At 41.3% G+C, this 24,339-nt stretch carries 25 protein-coding genes and 1 tRNA gene; 12 read left to right on the top strand and 14 right to left on the bottom strand.

Annotated features, from left to right (window positions below; all coding sequences use genetic code 11):
* From NPE20_RS25055 to NPE20_RS25065, 3 genes are read left to right on the top strand one after another with little or no spacing between them, the layout of a single operon-like run.
* Positions 1-420 carry an ATP-binding protein gene (locus tag NPE20_RS25055; RefSeq protein WP_256541454.1) on the top strand — a complete coding sequence of 140 codons (420 nt, stop codon included), beginning with the start codon at positions 1-3 and terminating at the stop codon, positions 418-420.
* Positions 420-845 (top strand): rRNA maturation RNase YbeY, encoded by a 426-nt coding sequence (gene ybeY / locus NPE20_RS25060; RefSeq protein ID WP_256541455.1) that lies wholly within the window; start codon positions 420-422, stop codon positions 843-845. The genes NPE20_RS25055 and ybeY overlap by 1 nt, the downstream gene beginning before the upstream one ends.
* 46 nt (positions 846-891) lie before the next feature.
* A complete protein-coding gene (locus NPE20_RS25065; RefSeq protein ID WP_256541456.1) occupies positions 892-1,407 on the top strand; it encodes a glutathione peroxidase in 516 nt (171 codons plus the stop codon).
* Between the two features lie 204 nt (positions 1,408-1,611).
* On the opposite strand, the gene NPE20_RS25070 is transcribed toward NPE20_RS25065, so the two are convergent.
* From NPE20_RS25070 to NPE20_RS25085, 4 genes are all read right to left on the bottom strand, one after another.
* Positions 1,612-2,406 (bottom strand): MlaD family protein, encoded by a 795-nt coding sequence (locus NPE20_RS25070; protein ID WP_256541457.1) that lies wholly within the window; start codon positions 2,404-2,406, stop codon positions 1,612-1,614.
* Positions 2,403-3,188 carry an ABC transporter ATP-binding protein gene (locus tag NPE20_RS25075; RefSeq protein WP_256541458.1) on the bottom strand — a complete coding sequence of 262 codons (786 nt, stop codon included), beginning with the start codon at positions 3,186-3,188 and terminating at the stop codon, positions 2,403-2,405. Before NPE20_RS25075 ends, NPE20_RS25070 begins: the two co-directional genes overlap by 4 nt.
* Before the next feature lie 3 nt (positions 3,189-3,191).
* The gene (locus tag NPE20_RS25080) at positions 3,192-3,968 is read right to left on the bottom strand and encodes an MlaE family ABC transporter permease (protein ID WP_256541459.1); all 777 of its coding nucleotides are present in this window, start codon (positions 3,966-3,968) and stop codon (positions 3,192-3,194) included.
* A gap of 78 nt (positions 3,969-4,046) precedes the next feature.
* Entirely contained in the window at positions 4,047-4,757 is a 711-nt protein-coding gene (locus NPE20_RS25085; RefSeq protein WP_256541460.1) for a pirin family protein, read from the bottom strand.
* 115 nt (positions 4,758-4,872) lie between these two features.
* Between NPE20_RS25085 and NPE20_RS25090 the strand changes: the two genes are divergently transcribed.
* From NPE20_RS25090 to NPE20_RS25110, 5 genes are all read left to right on the top strand, one after another.
* On the top strand, positions 4,873-5,526 hold the full coding sequence (locus NPE20_RS25090; protein ID WP_256541461.1) for an NAD(P)H-binding protein: 654 nt from the start codon (positions 4,873-4,875) through the stop codon (positions 5,524-5,526).
* Positions 5,526-7,394, top strand: a complete 1,869-nt coding sequence (locus NPE20_RS25095; RefSeq protein WP_256541462.1) for an ATP-binding cassette domain-containing protein — start codon at positions 5,526-5,528, stop codon at positions 7,392-7,394. Before NPE20_RS25090 ends, NPE20_RS25095 begins: the two co-directional genes overlap by 1 nt.
* Before the next feature lie 4 nt (positions 7,395-7,398).
* The gene (locus NPE20_RS25100; protein ID WP_256541463.1) at positions 7,399-7,644 is read left to right on the top strand and encodes a CBU_0592 family membrane protein; all 246 of its coding nucleotides are present in this window, start codon (positions 7,399-7,401) and stop codon (positions 7,642-7,644) included.
* 38 nt (positions 7,645-7,682) lie between these two features.
* A complete protein-coding gene (mnmG, locus tag NPE20_RS25105) occupies positions 7,683-9,545 on the top strand; it encodes a tRNA uridine-5-carboxymethylaminomethyl(34) synthesis enzyme MnmG (RefSeq protein WP_256541557.1) in 1,863 nt (620 codons plus the stop codon).
* Between the two features lie 117 nt (positions 9,546-9,662).
* Positions 9,663-11,306 carry an Ig-like domain-containing domain gene (locus NPE20_RS25110; RefSeq protein WP_256541464.1) on the top strand — a complete coding sequence of 548 codons (1,644 nt, stop codon included), beginning with the start codon at positions 9,663-9,665 and terminating at the stop codon, positions 11,304-11,306.
* Here NPE20_RS25110 and NPE20_RS25115 read toward each other — a convergent pair.
* Positions 11,296-11,808 carry a gamma carbonic anhydrase family protein gene (locus NPE20_RS25115; RefSeq protein WP_256541465.1) on the bottom strand — a complete coding sequence of 171 codons (513 nt, stop codon included), beginning with the start codon at positions 11,806-11,808 and terminating at the stop codon, positions 11,296-11,298. The genes NPE20_RS25110 and NPE20_RS25115 overlap by 11 nt on opposite strands.
* Before the next feature lie 74 nt (positions 11,809-11,882).
* Between NPE20_RS25115 and NPE20_RS25120 the strand changes: the two genes are divergently transcribed.
* Positions 11,883-11,955, top strand: a tRNA-Gly gene (locus tag NPE20_RS25120).
* Positions 11,956-11,959: 4 nt separating this feature from the next.
* On the opposite strand, the gene NPE20_RS25125 is transcribed toward NPE20_RS25120, so the two are convergent.
* Together NPE20_RS25125 and nadB are read right to left on the bottom strand one after the other, a co-directional pair.
* A complete protein-coding gene (locus NPE20_RS25125; RefSeq protein WP_256541466.1) occupies positions 11,960-12,253 on the bottom strand; it encodes a hypothetical protein in 294 nt (97 codons plus the stop codon).
* Positions 12,254-12,531: 278 nt separating this feature from the next.
* Positions 12,532-14,124 (bottom strand): L-aspartate oxidase, encoded by a 1,593-nt coding sequence (gene nadB, locus NPE20_RS25130; protein ID WP_256541467.1) that lies wholly within the window; start codon positions 14,122-14,124, stop codon positions 12,532-12,534.
* Between the two features lie 407 nt (positions 14,125-14,531).
* Here nadB and nadA point away from each other — a divergent pair, with 407 nt between their 5' ends.
* Positions 14,532-15,524 carry a quinolinate synthase NadA gene (gene nadA / locus NPE20_RS25135; RefSeq protein ID WP_256541468.1) on the top strand — a complete coding sequence of 331 codons (993 nt, stop codon included), beginning with the start codon at positions 14,532-14,534 and terminating at the stop codon, positions 15,522-15,524.
* Positions 15,525-15,717: 193 nt separating this feature from the next.
* On the opposite strand, the gene NPE20_RS25140 is transcribed toward nadA, so the two are convergent.
* The gene (locus NPE20_RS25140) at positions 15,718-17,139 is read right to left on the bottom strand and encodes a DNA/RNA non-specific endonuclease (protein ID WP_256541469.1); all 1,422 of its coding nucleotides are present in this window, start codon (positions 17,137-17,139) and stop codon (positions 15,718-15,720) included.
* Between the two features lie 257 nt (positions 17,140-17,396).
* Here NPE20_RS25140 and thiL point away from each other — a divergent pair, with 257 nt between their 5' ends.
* A complete protein-coding gene (gene thiL, locus NPE20_RS25145) occupies positions 17,397-18,443 on the top strand; it encodes a thiamine-phosphate kinase (RefSeq protein ID WP_256541470.1) in 1,047 nt (348 codons plus the stop codon).
* Between the two features lie 161 nt (positions 18,444-18,604).
* On the opposite strand, the gene NPE20_RS25150 is transcribed toward thiL, so the two are convergent.
* The 6 genes from NPE20_RS25150 to NPE20_RS25175 form a co-directional block, all read right to left on the bottom strand.
* Positions 18,605-19,972: a DNA recombination protein RmuC gene (locus NPE20_RS25150; protein ID WP_256541471.1), complete on the bottom strand. Its 1,368-nt coding sequence runs from the start codon at positions 19,970-19,972 to the stop codon at positions 18,605-18,607.
* A 64-nt stretch (positions 19,973-20,036) separates the two neighbouring features.
* A complete protein-coding gene (locus NPE20_RS25155) occupies positions 20,037-20,282 on the bottom strand; it encodes a hypothetical protein (RefSeq protein WP_256541472.1) in 246 nt (81 codons plus the stop codon).
* Between the two features lies 1 nt (position 20,283).
* Positions 20,284-20,529, bottom strand: a complete 246-nt coding sequence (locus tag NPE20_RS25160; protein WP_256541473.1) for a hypothetical protein — start codon at positions 20,527-20,529, stop codon at positions 20,284-20,286.
* Positions 20,530-20,578: 49 nt separating this feature from the next.
* Complete coding sequence (locus NPE20_RS25165; protein ID WP_256541474.1) at positions 20,579-21,073, bottom strand: gliding motility lipoprotein GldH; 495 nt, start codon at positions 21,071-21,073, stop codon at positions 20,579-20,581.
* On the bottom strand, positions 21,073-22,506 hold the full coding sequence (gene ricT, locus NPE20_RS25170; protein ID WP_256541475.1) for a regulatory iron-sulfur-containing complex subunit RicT: 1,434 nt from the start codon (positions 22,504-22,506) through the stop codon (positions 21,073-21,075). The genes NPE20_RS25165 and ricT overlap by 1 nt, the downstream gene beginning before the upstream one ends.
* A 2-nt stretch (positions 22,507-22,508) precedes the next feature.
* A complete protein-coding gene (locus tag NPE20_RS25175) occupies positions 22,509-23,654 on the bottom strand; it encodes a DNA polymerase III subunit (RefSeq protein ID WP_256541476.1) in 1,146 nt (381 codons plus the stop codon).
* Between the two features lie 146 nt (positions 23,655-23,800).
* Between NPE20_RS25175 and ruvX the strand changes: the two genes are divergently transcribed.
* Positions 23,801-24,211 (top strand): Holliday junction resolvase RuvX, encoded by a 411-nt coding sequence (gene ruvX / locus NPE20_RS25180; protein ID WP_256541477.1) that lies wholly within the window; start codon positions 23,801-23,803, stop codon positions 24,209-24,211.
* Positions 24,212-24,339: the final 128 nt, after the last annotated feature.

A 24,339-nucleotide genomic window follows, 5' to 3' on the forward strand; every position in this document is an offset into this window, starting at 1 on the left:
ATGGAACAGGCAAATGTTCATACCGAACTTTATACATTACAACTTCCCTCAAAGCGCGAAAGCATTACACTGCTGGAGGCCCTGATAGAAGAAGTAGCGGATAAATATCAGGTTAGCGAGGACACCTTTGCCAACATGATGACCTGCCTTAACGAGGCGGTTATAAACGCTATAATCCACGGTAATAAATTAGACCCCAATAAAACAGTTTTTGTTAATGTTGAAGTTGACGGTAAACGTATTATCTGGACTGTTGCCGATGAAGGCCCGGGTTTCGATTATAATAACCTTGCAGACCCTACAGCGGCCGACCGGTTGGAAGAACTGACTGGCCGCGGTGTGTTTATTTTGAAACACCTTGCAGACCAATGTATATTTAACACAAGCGGAAACCAGGTTGAACTACATTTTAAGATATAATGCCCGCCATAACTTTTCACGAGGAGGACATTAGCTATAAATTAAAGAACAAAACTGCGGTACGCAAATGGATAACCGATACCATTGTTGCCGAGGGTTATAAGCTGAGTGAACTTACCTATATTTTTTGCACTGACGAATATTTGCTCCAGATAAACAAGCAATATCTGGATCATGATACCTATACCGATATCATCACTTTCGATAATTCGGAGGAAGATGGAGTAATTGTTGGCGATATTTTTATTTCTATAGAGCGCATTCGCGAAAACGCAGGTAAATTTAATGTTACAGAGGCGCATGAGCTGCACCGGGTTTTGATACATGGTGCGCTTCATTTACTGGGATATAAGGATAAATCGCCTGCTGATAAGAAAAAAATGACGCTGAAAGAAGATTTCTATTTGGATAAAAGAGGTTTTTAATCCCTAATTTTACCTTATAAATTATTCATCTCCAATTTTTTAAAACATGAAATTACTTACGCTAATATGCGCTATGATGTTTATTACATCAGCGCCCTCATCGGTTTATACCTTTAAGCTGAAAACTATCGATGGCAAAGCCTTTTCGCTGGCAAAGTACAAAGGCAAAAAACTTTTGATCGTTAATACGGCTTCAAAATGTGGCTTTACTCCACAATATGCCGAACTGCAGAAACTGGCAGATCAATATAAAGACAAAGTTGTTGTTGTTGGTTTCCCGGCGAATAACTTTGGCGGCCAGGAGCCGGGTACAAACAGCGAGGTTAAAGAGTTTTGCCAGAAAAATTTTGGTGTTACCTTCCCGCTAAGCTCAAAGGTGAGTGTAAAAGGTGATGATATCGATCCATTATTTCAATATCTTACAACAGAGCCTAACCCTGATTTTACAGGCGAGATCAAATGGAACTTTGAAAAATTTCTGATAGATGAGAACGGCAAACTGATACATCGCTATCGCTCAACCGTTAAACCACTATCTGACGAGATAACAAAAGCATTATAATAAAAAGGGGGTTGAAATTCAGCCCCTTTTTTATTGGTATTACCCCAATGTCATTTCGAACGATAGTGAGAAACCCTGTTCAAAGCGGCCCATATGCTTGTAGACCTGCTTAATGAAACAAGATTTCTCTTCGCCCCAACGCTCTTTCCCGCACATATGCTCATCGAAATGACATGGTGGGAGAGGTGGAAACTGTAGTATAGTCTAATTGTCTTCCTTCTTCTTAGCGGCCTCCTTTGCTGCTTTCTCTTTCGCCTCCTGGATCTTTTCCTGAGCTTTTTTGATCGAATCTTGTTTTGCTTTGGCCGCTTTCTTTTTCTTATTGAAGAACCCCTTTAATAAAAAGTTGCTTTGCGCCGCTTTCAGGTCTTCGTTTAGGGTGGCTGTAGTGGCATGTACGCCCTTCATGGTTGTGTTGGCCTGCCTAACCGTGCCTTCCAGGTCTTTTGCTATCTTATCATTGTTTAACAATCGCCCAATGCTTCCTTTACCGCTATTAACCTTTGCCACAATTTGCGATAGGTCGGTAGTCAGGGTCTCCGCATTATCTGCAATGCGGGTTAGTTTGGTTATGATCTTATCTACATCAACCGGGTTAACAGATCCCAGCTCGTTGCCTTCATCAACTTCTTTGTTGCTTTTAATACCTCCGGGCGCTATAACAATCAGTTTATCACCCATTAAGCCATCACTACCAATGCTCATTTTCGAATCGGTTTTAATGAATCTCTTAACAGAATTATTAAGAGTAAGATCAACACGTACCGAGCTATCGGTAACTATGTTTATGGCATCAACCACACCCACATTTATACCGGCAAAACGTACATTGTTACCAACAGTAAGTCCGTTTACGTTCTTAAATGTGCCATAAACCCTAAAGGTAGAACTGAAAAGGCTTTTTTGATTGCCTATATAAAATACAGCCAGAAACAGCACCAATAACCCAATTACGGTAAATGCGCCTATTTTTATTTTTTGTGCTGATGTGGTTTTCATGTTGTTTCGTTAAAAAATGATCTTACCAATGTATCTTCCGAATTTTTCAGCTCATCAAACGAGCCCTCGGCTATATATGTTCCCTCATTCATGATCACAACACGGTCGGCAGTAATTTTTGCGCATTCCATATCGTGGGTAATTATGATGGATGATGTTTTATGCTTCTTTTGCATCTCCAGGATCAACTCACTTATCTCGCGTGATGTGATAGGGTCAAGCCCGGTGGTAGGCTCATCATAAAGCATTATTTCGGGCCTTACGATCATTGTACGTGCCAATCCCGCCCGTTTACGCATCCCTCCGGAGAGATCTGAGGGCATTTTATCTATCGCGTCAAGCAAACCAACACCATCAAGCACATCTTCAATACGTTTATCAATCTCGGCCTGGTCGGTCAGTTTTAAAACCCTTGTAAGCGGAAATTCAAGATTATCCCTAACGGTCATAGAATCGTACAATGCCCCGCCCTGAAACAGGAAGCCAACCTTTGTGCGCAGTTCTTTCAATTCATCGGCATCCATTTCGCCCACATCATCGCCAAACACCTTTACGATCCCTTTGTCCGGTATAAGCAGTCCAACAATGCATTGTATGGTAACTGATTTGCCCTGGCCAGATTTACCTAAAATAACCACATTTTCGCCCCGTTTTAGCTTCAGGGAGATATCTTTTAGTACCTCGTTATTACCAAACGACTTACTGATATGGTCGATATCAACCACCACCTCGTTTTTAAGGGCTTGCTTATTTTCTTTGGTATGTTTTGTTGCTGTTTCCATAGTTTACCTGTAAAATAATAAGCTGGTGATTTGCACCGCAACCGCATCAATAACAAAGATCCATAAGGAAGCGGTTACCACTGCCGAATTTGCCGCGAGGCCTACGCTTTCGGTGCCTTTATTAGAATTATACCCCTTATAACACCCTACAAAGCCAATGGCAAAGCCAAAAAATACTGTTTTAATAAGTGCCGGGAAAAGGTCTATAAACTCAAGCGAGGCAATACATTTGTGAAAATAGAGCGAGAAGGAGATATCATCGGTAAAGTTTAATGCCAGATATCCTCCAAAAAGGCCTATAGCATCGCCTATAACTGTGAGTAAAGGGATCATTAGGCTGGTTGCCAAAATACGGGTAACCACCAGGTATTGCAGCGGATTTGCCCCGGATACTTCCATGGCGTCAATCTGTTCGGTAACCTTCATACTGCCCAGTTCGGCACCAATGCCCGATGCTACCTTACCGGCACAAATAATGGCTATAATAACCGGCCCAATCTCGCGGACAAAAGATACCGCGAGTGTTTTTGGCAGGATGCTTTCGGCACCCATTTCTAACATAGCTGGCCTTAACTGCAAAATAAGCACCATCCCCATAATAAAGGAGGTGATGCCTACCAGCATCATAGAACGGTAACCAATTTCGTAACACTGGCGCACAAACTCCGACCACTCAAAACCGCCCCTAAAAATGTTGCGGGAAAAGTTTTTGAAGAACACCCCTTGCTCACCAATGCCCTCCAGCCATCTTTTATATCCGGTAATTACTTGCTCTGCCATAAGTTTCTTATTACTTGCCAGTTATAAACAAACTATTGGCCAAATGTTTTGGCTACCAAAATATCATATTGGCTCAGGTTATACCATCGGTACTTCTATGATCAGTAACCGGCTTTCGCTATTGGTTTGTATTGTAAAGGCATCTGCTTCATAAACGCCCAGGGCATCTCTTTTGTTTAAATCCTGTCCGTCTATATTGATATCTCCCTCAAGAACAAATACATACGCGCCGTTCCCGGGTGTTTTTATGGTGTAGTTTATCTGTTGGCCTGCATCAAAGCTGCCCTGAGAAAAAGTGGTATCCTGGTTTAACCAAAGGGTATTATCACTTTTTACTGGTGAGATCAATGTGGTAAATTCATTTTGCACGAACTTGTCACCAAAGTTCTTTTGATCATAACGGGGTTCTATGTTCCTCACTTTAGGGAAGATCCAGATCTGTAGCGACAAGGTATCTTCGGTTTCAGAAGGGTTATATTCTGAGTGAACCACACCCGTACCCGCCGACATTACCTGTACATCGCCGGCTTTTATGATGCCTTTATTGCCCATACTGTCCTGGTGTTCCAATGCTCCTTGCAGAACAATAGTGGTGATTTCCATATTATCGTGCGGGTGGCTCCCGAAGCCATTTCCACGGGCGATAAAGTCGTCATTTAGCACTCTTAAAGCGCCAAAATTCGTCCTATTTCGGTCAAAAAACGGCCCAAAACTGAACGAAAAGTTCGCTTTTAACCAACCGATATCATTATACCCTCTTTCGTTTGCGGGATGAAATACTGTTCTCATTTTCTACTAATTTTTAATGGATAATAAATGTTATGTAATTAAATACATGTTTAAACATGCAATATTTATTCCACAATTTAATTATGCGTATTTTTGCACGTTAAAACTGACCATAATGGCATATAAAGCAATTATAGCGGGCGCAAGCGGCCTTATTGGCAGTAATTTATTGAATATACTGCTGCAACAGCCGGAGTACAGCGAGGTATTGGTACTAGTTCGAAAAGAATTGCCCCTTCAGCATAAAAAGTTAGTTCAGCTGGTCATAAATTTTGATGAGCTAGATAAGCATGCTGCAGCTATAACAGGACATGCGTTATTTTCTTGCCTGGGGACGACAAAAAGCCAAACGCCCGATAAGACGTTATATCGAAAGATAGATCATGATTATCCTTTACAGCTTGCACAATTAGCAAAGCAAAACGGCGTTAATCAGTTTCATCTGGTAACGGCTATTGGGGCAGATAAAAACTCCTCGATGTTCTATACCAGGTTGAAGGGCGAGCTGGAGGACGATATTCAAAAGCTTGGCTTAGAAACCCTGCACATCTACCAGCCATCAATGCTGATAGGTGACCGGGAGAGGAGCCGCTTTTTAGAGAAAGTAATTGGCGGCATATTCAAAGTTGTTGATCCGTTATTAGTTGGCGGGTTAAAAAAATACAGGAGCGTTAAAGGCATTACGGTTGCCAATGCCATGTTCAAAAAATCATTAGAAAGTGCAACGGGCACTTTTATATATACATCAGATAAAATACAAACTATTTAGTGAGCACTTATATTTCGGCCGAGAGTTTAGGCCATTCCTTTCATGATAACTGGTTGTTTAAAAACCTAACCATTGGTATTAACCGCGGCCGCAGGGTTGCGCTTGTTGGTATTAACGGGGCGGGTAAATCAACTTTGTTAAAAATCCTTTCCGGTTCGTTAAAGCCAACCGAAGGAAAAGTTGCGCAAAGTAAAGACCTTAATGTGGGCTATCTGGAGCAGGACCCGCATTTTAAAGGCGCTATTAGCATCAGCGATTATATTTTCCATGCGGATAACATCCAGCAGCAACTGATCCGCCGTTATGAGGAGTTGTTAGAGAACGACCCTGAGAACATGAAGGAGATGGATAAAGTAATGGAGGAGATGAGCGAGATTGATGCCTGGGAATATGAGTATAAGATAAAGACTATTTTAGGAAGACTTGACATACATCACCTTAACCAACACATTAGCACGCTTTCAGGTGGCCAGAAGAAACGTTTAGCTTTAGCTAAGCTGTTAATTGAAGATCCTGAAATATATATTTTAGATGAGCCTACCAATCACCTTGATATTGATACCATTGAGTGGCTGGAAAAACTACTGACCGAAGGCAGCAAAACTATCCTGATGGTTACGCACGATAGGTACTTCCTGGATAACGTTTGTAACGAGATCTTAGAGATAGACAAGGGTAAGATCATTCCATACATTGGTAATTATGGTTACTACCTGGAAAAGAAAGCCGAAAGGGAAGCATCTGATGAAGCAACTTTTCAAAAGAACTCGAATTTATTGCGCAAGGAGCTGGAATGGATGCGCAGGCAACCAAAGGCCCGTGGTACTAAATCAAAATCGAGGATAGATGCTTTTTATGACCTGGAAGGCAAAACAAAAAACAACGGACCCAAACAAAATGTTGAGTTGAGCGTAAAAACATCACGCCAGGGCAATAAGATAATGGAGATGCACGCCATAAGCAAAGGCTTTAACGGCAATACCTATATCGATAAATTTAGTTATACATTTAAGAAAGGCGACCGTATTGGTTTAGCCGGAAAAAATGGTAGCGGTAAATCAACCCTGTTAAACTTAATTACAGGCGGCTTGCAGCCTGACAGTGGCGAGATAGTAAAAGGAGAGACTACCGTGATCGGTTATTTTAACCAGTCGGGTTTAAGCTTTAAGGAAGATGAACGCGTTATTGACATTGTAAAGAATGTCGCGGAGTTCATCACCATGGCTGATGGAAAGCTAATATCGGCTTCGGCGTTGCTTACGTTGTTCTTATTCCCGCCGGCTAAGCAGTATGGTATGGTTTCCAAACTAAGCGGGGGCGAGAAGAAGCGCCTGCACCTGATGAGTATCCTTATCAAGAATCCAAACTTTTTGATCCTGGATGAGCCTACCAATGATTTAGATATAGATACCCTGAATGTATTGGAAGAGTTTTTAACCAACTTCCCGGGTATATTGATCATGGTATCGCACGATAGGTACTTGCTTGATAAACTAACCGACCAACTATTTATTATGGAAGGAGAGGGCAAAGTTCTTATTTATAATGGAAATTATACCTCATACCGCGTTGACCTGGAAGAAGCAAAGCAACAAAATAAAAAACCAACTATAGCTGCTCCAACTGCGCAAGCAGAAGCACCAAAGAAAGCCAAGCTGAGCTTTAAAGAAGAAAAAGAATTTGAGGGTTTGGAAAAGGAAATTGCCGATATTGAGGCTAAGCTGGAGGAAACAACCGACCAGCTAAACACTATCAATATCGACCCAAAAGAGTTGACCAAGCTAACGGACAAGATCACCTACCTAAACAAACAGCTTGATGCAAAAACAGCTCGCTGGATTGAATTAGGCGAACTAAAAGAAGCATAACAAGATGAAAACATCGGATATTATCGCTTCTATTGGTGTCATTATTTTATTGATCGCTTTCTTATTGAACATGTATAAGAAGGTATCGGCACAGGGAAGAATATACACGGGAATGAACTTTCTAGGCGCAGGAATATGTTGTTTCTCGTCTTATTTAATAGATTTTTACCCGTTTGTAGTACTAGAGGGTGTTTGGGGTGCATTTGCGCTTTATTCATTTTTAAACGTTCCACGTGGAACATCAAAGTAAAAAATCACATAATGTTCCACGTGGAACATGGAGGTTATATGTTTAAGAAATATAATGTAATAGTAGTTGGTGCCGGGCACGCGGGCTGTGAAGCTGCTGCTGCTGCCGCCAATTTGGGCTCGTCTGTTTTGCTTATTACCATGAACATGGGGACTATAGCACAGATGAGTTGTAACCCTGCAATGGGGGGTGTAGCCAAGGGACAAATAGTGCGTGAGATTGATGCGTTAGGTGGGTATTCGGGTATTATCACCGATAAAACATCCCTGCAATTCCGTATGCTTAACCTATCAAAAGGCCCAGCTATGTGGAGCCCAAGGGCACAAAGCGATAGGGCAAGGTTTGCTGAAGAGTGGCGCATCGCCTTAGAAAAAACACCTAATGTTGATTTCTGGCAAGACACCGTTACCTCTCTATTGGTAAAGGGAAATACCATTGCCGGTGTACGTACATCAATAGGAGTAGAGATTGAAGCCGATGCTGTAGTACTAACAAATGGAACCTTCCTGAATGGCGTGATCCATATAGGGGAAAAGAAATTTGGCGGCGGCCGCACGGGTGAAAAAGCAGCAACCGGCTTAACTGAACAGTTGATCACCCTGGGTTTTGAATCGGGTAGGATGAAGACAGGAACGCCTCCTCGTGTGGATGGTCGTAGCCTGAACTACTCCCTAATGGAAGAACAATGGGGTGACGAAGAACGTGGTCGTTTCTCGTATACCGATGTTGCGTTAGTCAAAGACCAACGCTGTTGCTGGATAACTTATACCAATACTAAAGTACACGAAACGCTTAAAGAGGGGTTTGAAAAGTCGCCAATGTTTACCGGCCGCATCAAAGGTTTAGGCCCAAGATATTGCCCATCTATAGAGGATAAGATCAACCGTTTTGCAGAGCGCGACCGCCATCAGATCTTCGTTGAACCCGAAGGGTGGAATACCGTTGAGATCTATGTTAATGGTTTTTCTACATCGTTACCAGAGGATGTACAGTATAAAGCTTTAACCCAAATACCAGGTTTTGAAACCGCGAAAATGTTCCGCCCGGGTTATGCCATTGAATACGATTTTTTCCCGCCTACACAATTAGGCTTAACACTGGAAACAAAATTAATAAGCAATCTGTACTTTGCCGGGCAAATAAACGGCACCACCGGTTATGAAGAAGCGGCATCGCAAGGTTTCATCGCGGGTATTAACGCGCATCAAAAAATAAACGACAAACATGAGCTGATCCTTAAAAGATCAGAATCGTACATTGGTGTTTTGATAGATGACCTGGTTACAAAAGGTACCGAGGAGCCTTATCGCATGTTCACATCAAGGGCAGAGCACCGCTTGTTGCTTCGCCAGGATAACGCCGATATCAGGTTAAGCCCGATGGGCCACGAGTTAGGTTTAATAAACAACGAGCGCTTGGAGAAGGTGAACAGGAAGATCAAAAACTCGGATGACATCGTCTCGTTTACCAGAACTAAAAGCGTTGATCCATCCGCAGTAAATGCTTTACTGGAAGAATCGGGAACAACACCAATTAACCAAAGCGCTAAATTGTTTAATTTATTGAGCCGCCCACAAATAGGGTTTAATGAGTTAAAGCGGATAGATAGCTCATTACAAGATAAGTTATCGGGCTACGATAAAGAAACTGTTGAGCAGGCTGAAATAAAAATCAAATACGAGAGTTACTTTATAAAAGAATTAGAAATTGTTGACCGCATGAAGAAAATGGAAGACCGGGAAATTAATCCCGAGTTTGACTATCGTCAGCTGGTTTCACTTTCGAAAGAAGCGCGCGAAAAATTGATGAGGATAAAACCACGCACTTTAGGCCAGGCATCCAGAATTTCGGGCGTTTCGCCGTCAGATGTATCGGTTTTAATGGTTCATGTATCCAGATAACGTTATAACAGGCTATAAATCAGTTTATTATAATAATATCGTTTATAAAGCATTTTTTCAAAGTTTTAATATCACAATTCATAAAAAGATAAAAATCGTTTATAGGCCATAAAAACAATGTTAAATCCAAAACCGGCTTTTTTCAGCAAAAATTTATTCTTCTTAATGGTGATTTTATTGGTTTATGGTTGCGCAAGCATCCAAAAACCGCAGGGAGGGCCCCGCGACCTTACCCCACCAAAATTATTGAAGGCAACTCCCGAAAACATGACGCGCAATTTCGCGGCCACAGAAATTAAACTGGAGTTTGATGAATTTTTTAAACTGAGCAATCAGTACCAGGAAATAAGTATTAGCCCGGCGCAGGAAAAACAAGCGGAGTATAAGATCGGCAGAAAAACGCTCACCATCGATTTTAAAGACACGCTTCAAAAAAACACCACCTACGTTATCAACTTTGGGAAGGCCATACAAGATGTTAACGAAAGCAACACGCTTACCAATTTCACTTATGTTTTTTCGACCGGCCCGCATATCGATTCGTTGAGCATGTCGGGAACGGTGATCAACAGCACCACCCAGGAAAAAGAGAAAGAAGCAACGGTGATGATCTTCCCGATAAAACAAGACTCATTGCTTTTCGGAAAAAAGAAACCCGCTATTTTTACTACTACAGATTCATCGGGTAATTTTTCGCTGAACAATCTGCATGATGGTGAATACCGGATTTACGCGTTAAAAGAACCGAGCCCAAATAAGATCTTTGATAATGATAAAGAGCTGATCGCTTTTTCAAAAAAATCGATAATTCTTAATAAAGACACCTCAAATATCAAGCTTTCGTTATTTCAACAGATCCCGGAGAAATTCCGTTTATCCGAAAAGAAATTTACCCCCGATGGGATCCTATCGCTTGTTTTTAATAAGCGATTAAATAATCCATCATTAAAGATACTCTATCCGCCGGCCCTTGATAATCAGAAAATTTACGAGATAAGTAAAACTAAAGATACCGCGCTTGTTTTTATGCGCAATATGGATTTTGATTCGTTAAGGGTGGCCATATACGATAATAATAAACCGGTAGATACTATCTATCAGCTTAAAGGCCGTAAAGAAAGCTTTGCACGTGTTTTATCCTTTAAATATGGTATTAACCGCGATAACAGGCTTAAGCCCAATACAGACCTGCGCATTACCGCTAATTTACCTATAGAAAGTTTTGAGACAGGGTTGATAGCGTTAAGCCAGGATTCGGTAAATGTGACCAACTTTACGGTACAAAAAGATACATCAAACACGCGCAGCGTATTAATAAAATATCGTTGGCGGGTGGGCAGCAAATACCAGTTAGTTTTAAACGAAGCCGCTTTTACAGATATATACGGTGATAAAAATAAACGAACGGGTATACCATTTGAAGCGGATAAACCTGAAAATTACAGTCAGTTAACTTTACAGGTTACCGTACCAGACAGCAGCAAACGCTATGTGGTAGAACTAATGGACGAAGCAAAAACGATAGTGCGCAGCGACCCTATTAGTAAAAGCACTTCTATTATCTACAAAAACTATTTAACCGGCAAATACAAGGTTAGAGTTATATATGATGACAACCGTAACGGGCGATGGGATAGTGGTAACGTGCGGCAAAAGACCCAACCCGAAAACATTTGGCTTTACGAAAAGGAGATTACCTTAAGGCCAAACTGGGAGGCAGAAGAACCTATTTCTATACCAAAGGAACCTGTTAGTCCTTAAACCAGCCGGAGTACATGATATAGTTTTGCGGTAATTTATTTAATAAAGCCTTTTGCTCATCGGTAAGGGGCTTTATTTTTTTAGCGGGAGTGCCGGCATACAGGTAACCCGATTCGCAGATTGTTTTCTCCAGCACTACAGATCCCGCACCTATTATTACATAAGGTTCTATAACGGCATCATCCATTACAATGGCGCCCATACCTATCAAAACATTATCATGCAGCGTACAGCCATGCACAATGGCATTATGCCCTATTGATACGTTATTGCCAATGTTGGTTGGCGCTTTTAAGTATGTGGCATGTATTACAGCACCATCCTGTATGTTGGTGTTATCGCCTATCTTTATGTAATGCACATCGCCACGGATAACCGCATTGAACCATACTGAACAATTATTGCCCATTACTACATCACCCACAATGGTAGCATTTTCGGCAATAAAACAATCTGTTCCCCATACGGGTGATTTATCTTTTACAGGCAGTATAACAGGCATGATTTAATTAGTGATTTGGTGAATTATTGATTTAGTGATTGATTTACTTTTGTTATGTTTGGATATTAATATAAGCGGAAATAGCTCAGCTGGTAGAGCATCAGTTTCCCAAACTGAAGGCCGCGGGTTCGAATCCCGTTTTCCGCTCGCTTTATCTAAATATTTCTATAGCCTCTCTGATAAAATTTCTATCTGAAAGCCCTAAATCTTTAACTCCGGCTTTTATTACTGCATCTTTCATCTCTCGATAATTAGCATGATAATACTCAGATAGTTTTAGAACTTTATACTTTCCCCTAATTAAATTAAAGGTTTCAAAAACACGCCCACCTCTAATAGATTGGCTTCCCAGACTATACCCATCTACATCTTTATAATAAATAACAGACTTAATACCTAATCCTATAAAACCAGCTTTAGATAAAAAATTATCATAAATTTTCACTTTTATTATTCGGGTCCTAAGTTCTCCTATTACTAAAATGCACAATAAATAAACACCAAATAATATCATAAATATCCTTACTATCAGCGGAAAATGTTCTGAAAAAGCCGGTGACTTTTTTGCAAAAAAGAAAATCAATAGAGTTATACTAACCAATACAAGTGGTATAATCCTTAATATTCGAAACTTTGATGAAATCATAATATCATATCCATTACTTATCTATCAGGAGATTGCTTCGTACCTCTCAATCACGTGCGCGGAAGTTAATCGCTAATTTAAAAAACCGTATCCTCCAAAACCTCCTGATGCTCAGGATAATCCGTAGTATAATGCAACCCTCTGCTTTCGTGCCTTGCCATTGCTGATTTTACTACCAAATAGGATACCTGGATCAAATTCCTTAACTCGCAAAGCTTAACCGATAGCTTGGTTTTCTTATAGAAATCTTCGGTTTCTTCATACAGTAAACGCAGCCTGCGCATAGCCCTTTCCAAACGGAAATCGGAACGAACAATACCTACATAGTCATTCATCAGTTTTTGCATTTCGCGAATATTGTGGGTAACTAATATATCTTCGTTGGATAGTTGTACACCTTTTTCGTCCCAGTCGGGGATATTGGCAGGTATCTCTAACTCATTAAAGTTTACAATAGCATCCTTATATATCCGGTGTGCAAAAACCAAGGCTTCTAATAACGAATTAGAAGCCAAACGATTAGCACCATGCAAACCTGTTGATGAACATTCGCCACAGGCATAAAGTCGCTCTATAGACGAACGGCCCTCGTGATCTACCAATACGCCTCCACACATATAATGGCATGCCGGCGCAACCGGGATCATATCGCGGGTCATATCAATACCAATATCCAAACACTTGGCATATATATTAGGGAAATGCTCCAGAATATCTTTTTTCTTTTTATGACGGATATCGAGGTAAACAAAGTCTTCCCCCGACTTTTTTATTTCAGAGTCGATAGCACGGGCAACAATATCACGTGGGGCTAATGATTTACGATGATCATATTCGTTCATAAACTCTTCACCGTTAGTGCGCCTTAATACACCACCCATTCCCCGTACCGCTTCAGATATAAGGAATGAAGGATATTCCCCCGGGTTATATAAGGCAGTAGGGTGGAACTGGATAAATTCCATATTACGTACTTTACCCTTAGCACGATAAACCATGGCCACACCATCGCCGGTAGCAATAACAGGGTTGGTAGTTACCGAATAGATATGCCCTGCACCACCAGATGCCATGATGGTGATTTTCGATTCTATCTTTTCTACCTGGTTATTCTCGGTATTAAAAGCATAGATGCCGTAGCATTTTATATTATCGGATGACTTATCCACAAACTCACCTAAATGGTGTTGGGTTATCAGATCGACAGCAAAATAATGGGTTAGTATCTCAATGTTTGGTTCGCGATGAATCTCTTCCAATAATGATCTTTCAATCTCAAATCCGGTGATATCCTTATAATGCAGCACCCTAAATTCGCTGTGGCCGCCTTCTTTTGCAAGGTCATAAATGCCTTCGTTGGTCTTATCAAAATTGGTTCCGTAATCAATAATCTCCCGAATTCGCTCTGGACCTTCCTTAACAACTGCTTCCACAACTTCGGGGTCGCAAAGGCCATCACCGGCAATTAGGGTGTCATTTATGTGTTTTTCAAACGAATCTTCTTTTTTATCAACAACTACAGCAACACCGCCCTGGGCATACTTAGTGTTACTTTCATCCTCGTTAGCTTTTGTAACTATCAGTACCTTACCATGCTTTGCAGCCTTTAGTGCAAAACTTAATCCGGCTATACCCGATCCTACTACAAGGAAATCAACAGTTCTGGTCATCTTTAGTATATGTATTGTGTAAAATTAGCCTTTATGTTAATAAGGGGTATAAAACATGTTAACTTTGTGTAAGTAAAAACTTAAGAAATAAACAGAACGTTGATAACTCTGAAATTTACAGTTTTTACATTTACTTTTGAGCGATTTGTAAGACGATATTACAACGAAACTAACATTTTATTCAGCATGTAATTATCAACAAATAAGTATTTAAATTAAAACTTGTTTGTCACACTAATCTTAAAATCAGCAAAATAAAAACTAAAAAGAGGTTAAGAACTGTTAATAAGTATGGAAAACTAACTTTTCAAGCAAATAGCAGAACGACTTTTAAACATAACTAACACCTTAATAACAATAGTTTTATTTATATATATAAAAAGAGTTATTATTAATTGATTTGTGGAATGGATATCTTCGAAGAAATAAAAGTGAAAGGTTTTGCAGACGAATACATCGACCCGTCGCTTGACCTTTTCGCCGAAATAGAAAAACTTAAAAAAGAAAAAAATGCTGTCATACTGGCCCACTATTACCAGGAAGGAGATATTCAGGATATTGCCGATTATATTGGCGATAGCCTTGGCCTATCTCAGCAGGCAGCAAAAACGGATGCCGATATTATTGTTTTTGCCGGTGTACACTTCATGGCCGAAACAGCAAAAATATTATCACCAAACAAGAAAGTTCTTTTACCGGATCTGAAAGCAGGATGCTCTTTGGCCGATAGCTGCCCACCGCACTTGTTTAAAAAGTTTAAAGAAAATTATCCCGACCATTTGGTGATAACCTATGTGAACTGTACGGCAGAACTGAAAGCTTTAAGCGACATAGTTTGTACGTCAAGCAATGCGGTGCAGATTGTGGAAAGTTTGCCGAAAGAGCAGAAGATTATTTTCGGACCGGATAGGAATTTAGGGGCATGGGTAGCCAAAAAAACAGGCCGCGACCTGGTGCTTTGGAATGGTGCCTGTATGGTACACGAGATCTTCAGCCGTGAAAAAATTACGAAGCTGAAAGAACGTTACCCGAATGCTAAAATACTGGCACACCCTGAATGTGAGGAAGTTATATTACAGCTGGCAGATTATATAGGATCAACTACCGGGATATTAAAATACGCTACCAATAGCCCCGAAAAGGAATTTATAGTGGCTACAGAGGCCGGTATATTACACCAGATGCAAAAGGAAAACCCGGATAAAACTTTTATTCCGGCACCCCCAAATAACACCTGCGCCTGTAACGACTGCCCGCACATGAAACGTAATACACTGGAAAAGCTTTACCTGTGTTTAAAAAATGAAATGCCGGAAATTGAAGTGCCTGCACATATCATAGAAAAAGCGGTAAAACCTATTGAAAGGATGCTGGAGATCTCAGCAAGTTTGGGGTTATAGGCCACTTTCCACCCGTCATTGCTGTAAGGTACGAAGCAATCTCTTTAGGACAATTGTACACCTTGCATGAAGGAACAGCTTAAAGAGATTGCTTCGTACCTCGCAATGACGAGTACAATAAAAAAGGCCTTGCTTATTCAAGCAAGGCCTTTTTTATCGGTGAAATCAGCACCTAAAATCAGTGTAATCTCAACTATAGATTATCCTTTTTAGTTTCTACAGCATCCTGTATATTCTGCGGTAGATTTGATAGCAGGTTATAACCGGTAGCGGTTTCAATATCACGTACGGTAACACGGTATTGTCTCCAGTCGCTATTTGTTGTATTAATGTTTGGTGTATTTACGGCAATTACACGGGTACTGGTAGTTATCCTGCTAATATCACCATCACCTTTAGGTACAATCACAGCAACTTTCCAAACATTGCTTGGTACAATAATGTGGTCATTATTTATTTTATTTGCAGCGCCTTTTGAACCTGTACCACCCATACCATAATTTCCCATTACAATATATACCTCGTTACCGGCAACAACCTGTTCGCGCAGGTAATTTTCCATATTGGCCCAGGTTTGCTGATTATTTTGTGGTGCCTGCGGTATCATATTGGTCATCAGGAAAGTGGCGGCATTAGCATTTGCAGAGCTTGTTCTGTCGGCAGATGGGCAGTTATGTCCTCTGTCAAAACCAGAACCCGAAAAGCTATTACTTTCTACCTGGTAAAAAGTGTTTGGCAAACCTATAAAACCTGCAAAGTTATCAACCCTTGGTGCTGCGTTGGTAATATTGGTAGCATCTAAATGCCAGCTCACCCAGTTTGGTGTACCTCTGGTGCTGCTGTACGATTCTGTATAATAGCTTTGATCTATCAGGTAATTATCAGCCATAACAACCGCAGGTTGTGCATTAGATGGGTTACCAAACAATAAATTACTATTGTCTCCTGTAGCTGGTGGCGCGTCGGGGCCAACGGTTACGCCCCTGTCTGCAGCAGGTGTACCTGTATTTGTTGTAGTATCGGGGTCGGTAGTATCCGGTAAGCCAACTATTATACCTGCATCACCTGTACCTTTAAAAGTAATATCATCAAGGTTAATACGTGTAGTACCGGTTTTTTGGATCCGGAAACGAACAGGTTTTGTGGTAACAACCTTAAATGAATCGGTAACCAGTGTAGTATTGTTTTCGGCAATATCGGCACCTAACTGAGTAAAGGTTTTACCACTATCAACAGACATCATTAATTGCCAGGTTGATGCCGCGTCATTACCATATTTAGCGTGTTTTATACTGATCTGTTCAACACCCTTAATGTCAAACTTCATGGTGATATCGCCTGTGCGCAAGCGTACAGCTTTTGTATCGGCCTTAACATCAGCAGCAAGATTACCAATTAAGGCATCATTAAAACTCCATATACCCGTATTTAACTGAACATCTAATATTGCATAACCGCCTTTGCTACCGGTCTCAAAACCTTCAACAATAGTATAAGGTTTTGGTGCCGGTGGTATTACAATTGGGTCTATAGGTTGTTGTGGGGTATTGTCTTTCTTACAACTTGCAATAACAAGTAAAAGGGCTGAAAAAATAAGTAATTTTCTGATTTTCATATAAATGTATTTAGTAAAGTAAAAATAAGGGATATATATTAACCATGTGTTAATTAATTATTTGTATGGTAAATATTACAATTGGGCTAACTGTATGCGGATAAAGCAATTACAATAAGGTTATTGTATTAAGCTTTCGTATTTTTGTACTTTATTTGGATTGCACCGATTTGTTTAAGATTGATTACACCGATTCTATATCGTTATAATAATCAATCGCTGTAATCACCATTGTAATCTGTGAAATCATAATAAGTATGTTCGAGAACGAAGAGAAAACCAATATAGAGAACTTAGGAGAATTTGGCCTGATAAACCACCTTACCAAAAACATAATACTTACTCAAAAAAGTACGGTGAAGGGGGTGGGGGATGATGCCGCTGTTTTAAGTTTTGAGGGGATGAAAACCCTGATATCTACTGATCTGCTTTTAGAAGGTATTCACTTTGATCTGGCTTATACACCGCTTAAGCATTTAGGCTACAAAGCTGTACAGGTTAACCTGAGCGATATTTATGCTATGAATGGTACTGCCAGCCAGGTTACGGTCTCTATTGGTATGAGCAGCAAGTTCCCCTTAGAGGCTATTGAAGAATTATATGAAGGTATTTACCTGGCCTGCGGCAATTATAATGTAGATATTGTGGGGGGTGATACATCAGCTTCAAAACAAGGCTTGGTTATCAGCATTACTTCTATTGGTTATGCCGATGAAAAAGATATTGTTTACCGTAATACTGCCGAAGAAGGTGACCTGATCTGTGTATCAGGCGATTTGGGTGGTGCTTATACCGGATTACAATTATTAGAGCGCGAGAAACTGGTTTATATCGAAAACCCAAATATTCAGCCCGATCTGGAAGGGAAAGACTATATCGTTGAACGCCAGCTAAAACCAGAGGCACGTAAGGATATTATTGATCTGTTAAAAGAATTAAGCGTTAAGCCAACATCAATGATAGATGTATCTGATGGTTTAGCATCCGAGATTTTACACATATGCAAGCAAAGCAATAAAGGCTGTAAGTTATACGAAGAAAAGATCCCTATCGACCCAATGACCTACGAAACCGCCCGCGAATTTGGCCTGGACCCAACCGTTTGCGCTTTAAGTGGCGGTGAAGATTATGAATTACTTTTCACCGTAAAACAAGCAGATTATGATAAGATCAAACATAAAATGGATTTCTCTATCATCGGTTATATCACGGAGCCAAACGAAGGCTGCAGCTTAATCACAAAATCCGGCAATTTGCACGAGCTAAAAGCGCAGGGTTGGAACGCTTTTAAGGCTGGGGAATAAAATTTAACCGCCCGTCATTGCGAGGTACGAAGCAATCTCTTTAAGCTATTCCCTTATGCAAGGTGTATAACTGTCCTAAAGAGATTGCTTCGTACCTCGCAATGACGTGCTGAAATAAATTTACAGTTATTAGTGCCAACTGCGTACTGATAACTGCAAACTTACTCCCCATCCAAATACTTACTATCCAACTGCTTATTGGCCTTAGCCCCTAATCCCTTAATCTTCTCGGCGGTTTTGGTTAAATTACCGTTGCCATCAACCAGTTTATTAAATGCGCTGTTATAAACCGATTGCGTTTGGTTAATATTTTTGCCGATGCTATCCATATCGGCCATAAAGCCAACAAACTTATCATACATAGATCCGCTTAGGCGAGCAATTTCTAATACATTACGGTTCTGGCGTTCCTGTTTCCAGATACTGGCAATAGTACGCAGGGTGGCCAGTAAAGTACTCGGGCTAACAATTACTACCCGTTTATCCCAGGCATCGCTAAATAGGTCGGCATCCAGCTGTACAGCAAAGCTAAAGGAGGATTCTATCGGTACAAAAAGCAAAACAAAATCGGGCGAGTTTACCTGGTACAGGTCATGATAGTTTTTTGACGACAGACCATGCACGTGGTTACGTAACGATTCTACATGCGCTTTTGAAAACAGTTTTCGCTCTTCCTCGGTATCGCAATTCACCAGGCGCTCGTAAGCTATCAACGAGACCTTAGAATCAATTATTAAATGTTTTTCATCCGGGAGGTCAATTATAACATCGGGTTGCAACCTGCCGCCATCTGTGCCGTTCAGGCTGGCTTGTATCCGGTATTCACGATCGCGCACCAGGCCACTTCGTTCTAAAACTTTTTCCAGAATAACTTCACCCCAGTTGCCTTGCTTCTTATTGTCGCCTTTTAAAGCCTTGGTTAGGTTTGATGCCTCGGTACTGATCAGTTTATTAAGGTCCATAAGTTGAGTGATAACGCCTTTAAGTGTGTTACGCTCGGCGGCCTCCATATTATAAACTTTATCAACCTTATCCTCAAAAGCTTTAATATTTTCTTTCAACGGATTTAAGATAGCGTCAATACTCAGCTTGTTTACATCGGTAAATTCACGCGATTTTTCCTTCAATAACTTTTCGGCTACATTCTCAAACTCACGCTGAAAATGCTGGCGGGTTTGCTCAATTTCTTCTTTTTGCTCGGTCAGCTTTTGCTGCTGCGCTTGAAAGTACGATCGGGAAGATTCTAAAGATTGATTAGCCTGTGCCAACTGGGTACGCTCGTATAAAAGTTCATCAAGCAAGCGGTTTTGTTCGTCTTTAAGCAGTTTTGTAATGTTTTCTTTTTCAGAAAGTAAGCTGGTGGCTTTTTGCTCGGCTTGTGCCAACGCTATCTTTAACGATTCATTTTCTTTTTTTAACTTAGAAAGTTCATCAGCAGAAATAAGCCCGGCCGCAGGTTTTCTTAATAAAACAAACAGCACGATTCCCAACAAAATAACACCGGCACAAATTATAATAGCTACACCCATTTTGATAAAAATATTAGCAAAACGAATGTAGTAATTTTACTATTAAAATAAAATACTTAGTAAATTATGGGTTTGTCCTCAGTGTATCTTTTGGCGCATTGGTGTTGCCGGATCCATTGCCGCTGGTATCTTTCCCGCCGGTTTCTGTTGGGGTAGTTTGATACTTAGCACTATCTGCCGGAGACTCATTCCCTACATGGGTTTGACCGGAATCTGCCGAAGTATCGCTATCACTACCCGGTTTATTCCCTTTACAGGCAACAACTGTAATAGCCATTAATATGAACAGATAAACAAATGGCTTTTTCATATTATTTAGGATTGGTTTTAAGGGTATCGGCAGTTGGGTTGGTTGTGCCTTTTGCATTGCCGCTGGTATCGGTACCACCTGTGCCTGTTTGTGCGGGAGCGCTTGATGACACTGTGGTATCTGCCGCGCCGGAGCTGCCTACATTTGTTGCGCCCGAATCGGGTTTATCACCGTCCGTTTTATTATTGCCTTTACAGGCAGATAAACTTATGGCTGCTGCAAACAGATAAACAAATAACTTTTTCATAGTTAAGTACATTGGTATACTTAAACTACAAACAGAAGTATTGCGGGTTTTAATTATTTGGGGTGTTCTGTGCTTTTTCTACCCTTAAGCCGGCATCAATAACCTCGTGCAGCGGGTTATCGCGCATATTTTGCTCTATCTCGAAATGGTAAACCCCCTTGGCCGGGAATTTATATTGGGTACGTAGCGGCAATTGAAAGCTGTATAAATTACCGCTGCCACTGCCCAGCCACTCACCATCTTTATTGGCCAGTTTAAATTCGTAACGGGTGGTATGTGTTTTTTTGCCTGGCGATGTTTGAATGAGCAGCGCAAACATGTTAGCATATTTATAATTGCCGCTAACCCTTAGGTTAAAATAAAGGTTATAGGGCACGCTGATATCATCTATCTTAACATCGTACTTAACCCGGTTAACATACGACCAATTGTGATTGGCTATCGCCGTGTTTTGATCTATAACCGCGTTGGGATCCGTGCAGCCTTGTGCCGAAAAAAGCACAAGGGCAATTATTCCACCAAAAAGAAATTTAAACGCTTGCATTATTCCGGGTTGCTCGGGTTATCGTTGCGGGGTTGATTATTGTTTGGATTGTTTGGCCGCGGGCGGTTACGCCTGTTGTTGTTATTTCCCTGCGGGCGATTGCCACCGCCGCCTTCCGGCTTTTGCCCACCGGCCTGCTGGCCATCCGGGCGTGGCCCTTGCTGGTGCTGCTGACGGTTGCCACCCTCTGGCCTTTGACCGCCACCTGCGGGCTTATTTCCCTGCGGGCGGTTACCACCTTCCGGCCTTGCACCGGCTTGTGCTGCATCGGGGCGATTGCCGCCTTGCTGCTGGGTACGATTGCGGTTTTTATTATTCTTATTGCGGTTGTTGCTGTTACGGCGATCGTCAAGGCGGGTTAAACTATCCTGCCCAACAACATTTTCGTAATCTAATATTTTTACCGGTTTGGTTTCTATCTCAACAACTTCACCTAAATCTGCCGGGATAATACCTTCGCGGTTTTGTTGCTGGATCTCTTTTACCTTGGCAATAGGCATAGGTACCCATGCTTCTTCGCGGGGGTAGCTAAACCACATTATCTTTTTAAATATATCTGTTTTTTGCAGGCGGGCATCACCTTTTTCGGTTTTTAGCACGCTCACATTATCAGGGATATGCTTTAAGGCGTCCATGTAAGTATCCAGCTCGTAGTTAAGGCAGCATTTTAATTTACCGCATTGGCCGGCAAGTTTCAATGTGTTTAACGAAAGGTTTTGATAACGTGCCGCAGATGTGGAAACAGTTTTAAAATCTGTTAACCAGGTGCTGCAGCAAAGTTCGCGGCCGCAGGAGCCAATGCCGCCTAAACGGCTTGCTTCCTGGCGCATCCCAATCTGGCGCATTTCTATCCTGATGCGGAAACTCTCGGCCATTTTTTTGATCAGTTCCCTGAAATCTACGCGGCCTTCGGCCGTATAATAAAAGGTGGCCTTGGTTTTATCGCCCTGGTAATCTACATCACTTATCTTCATAGATAAGTTTAGCTCTAATGCCAGCGTGCGCGATTTATGCATGGTTTCCCACTCCATATCCTTGGCAAGCTTCCACTTGTCTACATCGGCAACGGTAGCACGGCGATAGATCTTTTTAACAACATCAGCCTCTTTTACATGGCGCTTGGTCATCTGCATCCGCACCAGCTCGCCGGTGATAGATACGTGGCCAATATCGTAGCCGCCGGTAGTGGTTTCAACCGCTACAAGATCGCCCGCTTCCAGGTAAATGTTATCGTTATTATGATAAAACTCCTTACGCGATCCCTTGAATTTTACTTCGACAATAGAGTAAGGCTTATAGTTAGTTGGCATATCCATATGTGATAGCCAATCGTGTACATCTAATTTGCTGCAACCATTTGTAAGGCATGAGCCATTACTTTTGCAGCCTGCAGGCGAACAACCGCCGCCTGTTGAGCAACTTCCGCATCCCATAATTAATTCGGTATATAATGATTCCCCGCAGGGACAGTTTTCAAATTTAGAACTTTTATAATTTGTAAAGATACGTCTAAAAACAAGATTTTAGGGTTTGCATTACGTTCTATATGATAATGAGCCTTTTCAAGCTCGGTTATAATGGCCTGCGCCATGGCATTTGTAATAACAGCCGACATTTTTTTGGCCGTTTCCATCTCCTGCTCGGGCAGCTTAACAATCCGTTCGGCACCCGCCCTTAGCAGGCAGCACTCGCGGATAAAACTGGTACCGTAGCGTAAAAAATTCTTCTGATTTTCGCGGCCCATCTTGGCCATCTGGTCTACAAAACTCAAAACTTCGAGGCCTTTATTGCCGAAACACAGGCGCAGCCATTGCACAAACAGCGTGTGGTAGCTTTTAGTATCGTGCTGCAGCATAGCCAGGGCTTCGGTCACGTTACCATTGCTCAGGTAAGCAATTTCTGAAGCCGCGGTTTCTGTTTGATGGTGTTTATTGATCAGCTCGCCTTTAATATCCTCATAATTTAAACAAGGTATTTTAATAAGTTGCGTACGCGATAGAATGGTATTCAATATCTGATCTTGATTTTGGGCCACAAGGATAAACAGCGTATTGGGCTGTGGCTCCTCTATCATTTTTAGCAGGGCGTTACCCTCCTTATCCAAATATTCGGGCAGCCAAAGTATCAGAATTTTATATACCGATTCAAATGGCTTAAAGCTTAGTTTTTTGATGATCTGGTGGCATTCGGCAATGTTGATGTTTGCCTGTTTGTTCTCGGCCTCGAGGTATCCGCGCCAAATATCAAGGCTCAGATAGGGGTTGGCCGTAAATGCATCGCGCCACTGTTCAATAAAGGTAAGGGCGGTATCATCCTTATGTTTGGCGAAGAACGGATAGGAAAAGTGCAGATCGGGGTGCATTAGTTTTTGGTACTTACGGCACGATGAACACACTCCGCAAGAATCCGTTGGCTGTTTATCTTCACACGATAAATATTGCGCATATGCTACTGCCAGCGCCAAACCACCCGCACCCTCGGGACCCAAAAACAACTGCGCATGGCTTACCCTGTTCTCGTTTACCGAGTTCATCAGTCGCTGCTTAATTGTCTCTTGCCCTATAATATCCTTAAACTGCATTGGTGCAAGGTAAAAATTAGATGTGAGATTTTAGATATGAGATTTGAGACAACAGGAGGATTGGCCTATCTTTGAATGAAATAAGTATTTATTTTTGCTATGCGACATCTCATATCTAAAATCTCACATCTCATATCTACGAAGTCATGCGGATAATGGCTTTTGATTATGGTACCAAGCGCATTGGCATCGCGGTTACCGACCCTATGCAGATCATCGCAACAGGCTTGGATACCGTTCATCCGTTAAAAATTATCGACTATCTAAAAAAATATCTGCAAACAGAACCCGTTGAACGCTTTGTAGTTGGCGAACCCAAACAGATGGATAATACCCCATCGCAATCGGCTATACATGTAAAGGGCTTTGTAAACCTGCTCAAAAAAACCTTCCCCGAGATCCCGGTAGAAATGCTGGACGAACGGTTCACCTCCAAAATGGCATCGGCTACCATAGCCCAAAGCGGCATGGGTAAAAAGGCCCGGCAAAATAAAGAGCTGGTAGATACTATATCGGCCGTAATATTATTGCAGAGCTGGATGAGTAAAAGTTATTAATAACCCTTAATCCCTTTCTTAAACACAGAAAATATCGCCTGTACTTATAAAATTATTTGTCTAATAATCAGATAGTTAATCGTTAGCGCTTAATTAATACTAATCAATTAGTTGCAATACTAATTCAT

The sequence above is a fragment of the Mucilaginibacter aquariorum genome, from assembly GCF_024498135.1.
In the GTDB taxonomy this organism is placed as follows: Bacteria; Bacteroidota; Bacteroidia; order Sphingobacteriales; family Sphingobacteriaceae; genus Mucilaginibacter; species Mucilaginibacter aquariorum.